Annotated in this window: 3 protein-coding genes and 1 pseudogene; all 4 read left to right on the top strand. The window is 68.8% G+C overall.

What is annotated here, in order from left to right; all coding sequences use genetic code 11:
• The first annotated feature begins 42 nt into the window (after window positions 1-42).
• The gene (locus GX543_RS17445; protein WP_290853758.1) at window positions 43-1,260 is read left to right on the top strand and encodes a CoA transferase; all 1,218 of its coding nucleotides are present in this window, start codon (window positions 43-45) and stop codon (window positions 1,258-1,260) included.
• Complete coding sequence (locus GX543_RS17440) at window positions 1,257-2,177, top strand: hydroxymethylglutaryl-CoA lyase (protein WP_290853756.1); 921 nt, start codon at window positions 1,257-1,259, stop codon at window positions 2,175-2,177. Before GX543_RS17445 ends, GX543_RS17440 begins: the two co-directional genes overlap by 4 nt.
• Window positions 2,178-2,255: 78 nt before the next feature.
• Window positions 2,256-3,020 carry an HAD-IIB family hydrolase gene (locus GX543_RS17435; RefSeq protein WP_290853754.1) on the top strand — a complete coding sequence of 255 codons (765 nt, stop codon included), beginning with the start codon at window positions 2,256-2,258 and terminating at the stop codon, window positions 3,018-3,020.
• A 48-nt stretch (window positions 3,021-3,068) separates the two neighbouring features.
• Window positions 3,069-3,821, top strand: a pseudogene (locus GX543_RS17430) (alpha/beta hydrolase); the annotation flags it as partial.

Here is a 3,821-nt window from a genome sequence, read left to right as displayed (position 1 = left end):
GGGGTGAGTGATCCGGACAGTGCTGGGCCGGCGGGTAATAAGCTGGGGGACGTGGCTTCCCGATCGACACCTCACCTTCCCCTCGCGGGCGTCCGCGTCCTCGAGCTCGGCAATTACATCGCCGCCCCGACCGCGGGCCGCATGCTCGCCGACTTCGGCGCCGAGGTCATCAAGATCGAACGGGAGACCGGCGACGAACTCCGCAACTGGCGGCTGTACGACGGCGAGACGTCGATGCTGTTCCGCACCATCAACAGGAACAAGAAGTCGGTGGTGCTGGACCTGCGAACCGACGAAGGTCGCGCCGATGTGAAGGCCATCGCCGCGCAGTGCGACATCGTGCTGGAGAACTTCCGGCCCGGCACGCTGGAGAAGTGGGGCATCGGGCCCGCGCAACTGAGTGAGGCCAACCCGGACCTGATCTTCGTCCGCATCTCCGCGTTCGGCCAGACCGGCCCCTACGCCGAGCGCCCGGGATTCGCCGCGGTGGCCGAGGCCTATGGCGGTTTTCGCGAGCTGGTCGGCGATCCCGACCGTCCCCCGGTGCGCGTCGGAGTCTCGATCGGCGATTCCATCGCCGGGCTCTACGGCGCCTTCGGCGCGGTGATGGCGCTGTACGAACGGCTCCGTCGACGGGACGAGAGCCACACGTCGCTGCCGCTGTCGGAGCGGATCGTCGACGTCGCGCTCAATGAAGCGATCTTCTCGATGATGGAGTCGCTGGTGCCCGACCTCGGGGCCTACGGCGTCACCCGTGAGCGCACGGGAGGTCGGATGGAGGGCATCGCGCCGTCCAACGGCTACCTCTGCGAAGACGGCAGTTCGGTGGTCATCTCCGGCAACGCCGACGCGATCTTCCCTCGGTACATGCGCGCCATCGGTCGCGCCGATCTCGCCGACGATGCGGACCTCGCGACCAACGACGGCCGCTGGCGACGCCGCGACGAGATAGACGCGGCGATCGGGGAGTGGACCGGAGCGCGCTCGCGCGACGACGTGCTCGCCGCGCTCGACGCCGCGGCGGTGCCGGCGGGGCCGATCTACACCGCGGCCGACATCATCGCCGACGAGCAGTACCGGGCACGCAACATGGTTCAGGAGTTCGAGGTCGACGCCGGCGGCGACGCCCCGCGCACGGTCGGTTTCCCCGGCATCGTGCCCGTGCTCGGTGACGCCTCGCTGCCCATCCGTTCGGTGGGCCCCGACCTCGGTGAGCACACCGACGAGATCCGCCGGCGCTTCCTGGGAGGCTCCCGATGATCGACTACTCGCGGGTGGGTTTGCGTGATGTGACCTTGCGCGACGGACTGCAGCTCACGGGCAAGGTCCTTGACGTCGACGTGCGGGTGAAACTCGCCCGCACCCTGCTCGCCGCGGGGGTCCCGGAGCTGGAGATCGGGTCGATGGCCAGGCCGGATCTGGTTCCGCCGATGGCGGGCACGCTCGACATCGTCGGCCAGTTGACCTCCGAGGAACTCGACCGCTGCTGGGTGTGGGTCGCGACCCCTCGGCACGTGGTGAAAGCCGCTGCGGCGGGGGTGCGGAACTTCCAGTACTGCCTGTCGGTGTCCGACGCTCACAACAAGGCCAACATCGGTCGACTGACGGAGGACAGCGTGGCCGCCATGCCGGAGGCGATCGCTGCCGCCAAGGAGATCGGCGGACGGATCCAGTTGTGCCTCGCGACCGCGTTCACCTGCCCGTTCGACGGTCCGGTGGACCCCGACCGAGTCCGCGGCATCGTCGCGGATCCGCGAACCGCCGATGCCGACGACGTCGTGCTGGCCGATACCCTCGGTCAGGCGCACCCGAGGCAGGTGCGGGAGTTGTTCGCGTCCGTGGAATCGCGCGACCGCCGCCTCGTCTTCCACGGTCACGACACCTGGGGGATGGGCGTCGCGAACTCTCTCGCCGCAGCCGACGGCGGAGCGACGCTGGTCGACGGCGCGCTCGGCGGTCTCGGCGGCTGTCCCTTCGCGCCCGGCGCCAGCGGCAACACCGCGAGTGAGGATCTGCTCTTCGCCACCCGACCCGACTGTCTGACGCCGACGGTGCTCGCCGACCTCGTCCGCGCGGGCGAACACCTGTTGGCCGACGTCGACGAGCAGTCACGATCGCGGACGGCGCAGGGTGCGCGGTCGAAGGCCGAAGCCTTCGCCTGGGTGATCGGCGAGTAGCCACGTCGAGTCCGAGATCGTCGGAATGCGCTGCTCGGGCTACACTTCGTGCCGCACAACAAACGGAAGGGTGGGCAAGTGTCCGTCACGCACAATGGCAAGACCTATCAGCTGGTCATGTTCGACCTCGACGACACGCTGGCGCCGTCGAAGACAGCGATGAGCGACGAGATGGTCGAGCTGTTCCGCGAACTGCTCTCGGGCAGCCTCGGCTGCATCATCTCCGGCGGTCAGTACGGTCAGTTCCAGTCGCAGGTGCTCGACCGGCTCGGTGACTTCCCGGACCGGGCCAATCTGCACCTGATGCCCACCAACGGCACCCGCTACATCCGCTGGAACGGTGACGCCTGGGACACCGTGTACGCGGAGGACCTCTCCGCGGATCAGAAGTCGCGCGCGATGGCCGTCGTCGAAGAAGGAGCGCGCGAACTCGGGCTCTGGGAAGAGCAGACCTGGGGGCCGATCCTGGAGGACCGCGGCAGTCAGGTCACGTTCTCCGCGCTCGGTCAGTCGGCGCCGGTCGACGCCAAGGCCGCGTGGGATCCCGACGGCCGCAAGAAGGAGTCGTTGCGCGCCTACGCGGCGGAGCGGTTGACCGATCTCGAGGTTCGCAGCGGCGGATCGACCTCGGTCGACATCACCGCGAAGGGCATCGACAAGGCCTACGGCGCGCGTCGCCTGATGGAGATCCTCGGACTCGATCTCGACGACATCCTGTTCTTCGGCGACCGCCTGGACGAGGGCGGCAACGACCGCCCCGTCGCCGACCTGGGCATCGACGCCATTGCGGTGCACGGGTGGGAAGACACCTTCGCGAAGCTGGGGGCGATCGTCCGCGGGTGAGGCCTGTGATCACCACAGAATTGAGAGAACGGATGTACTCTCAATTCTGTGATCTCAGCCGAACGCCGTCGCAGCGAGGTACGTGAACTCGTCGGGCTCGCCCTACGGGAGTCGAGCCGAGCCGCGGGCGGCGTGCACCGAACCCATCGAGGCGTCTCCGACCGGGTGTTCGGCGCCGTCGGCCTCTTCGTCGGAGGTTCCGCGCTGCCGGTGAAGGTGATCCACGATGCGATCACCGACGGCGTGTACCGGACGGTGCAGTCGACCGCGGCCATCGCGGCGGCGGTGGGCGAGCGGGTGGCGGATCTGCCGTTGGCGGCACCGCCGTCGGAGACACCGCTGGGTGCGGGTGCGATCGGCGCCGTGGCCGGACTGATCGGCGACGACCTCGCCGCGCGGCGCTCGGTCCTCGTCGAGGAGGGGGTCAGCGTGCGTGTCGACGGGGTGTCAGTGGCTCCCGAGGACGTCGCCGCAGCCTATCCGGGCGCGACGGGATCGATCGTCGTCCTGGCTCACGGTCTGATGGGGACCGAGCACACCTTCGCCTTCGGGGAGGGGCCGCACTACGACGAGGTGCTCGGGACGCACGGGTTCACTCCGCTCTTTGTCCGCTACAACACCGGCAGGCGCATCTCGGTGAACGGGCTGGCACTCGCGTCGTTAATCGGTGAGCTGGTGGAGCGGTGGCCCGTCCCGGTGGAGCGCATCGTGTTGATCGGACACTCGATGGGCGGTCTGGTGCTGCGCAGCGCCCTGCATCACGCCGAGCAGGCCGACGCCTCCTGGGTGTCCGGTGTCGCG

The sequence above is a fragment of the Gordonia sp. (in: high G+C Gram-positive bacteria) genome (assembly GCF_012515855.1).
GTDB lineage: Bacteria > Actinomycetota > Actinomycetes > Mycobacteriales > Mycobacteriaceae > Gordonia.
Note: the sequence above shows the minus strand (reverse complement) of the source record. Positions and strands in the feature narration are given on the sequence as shown.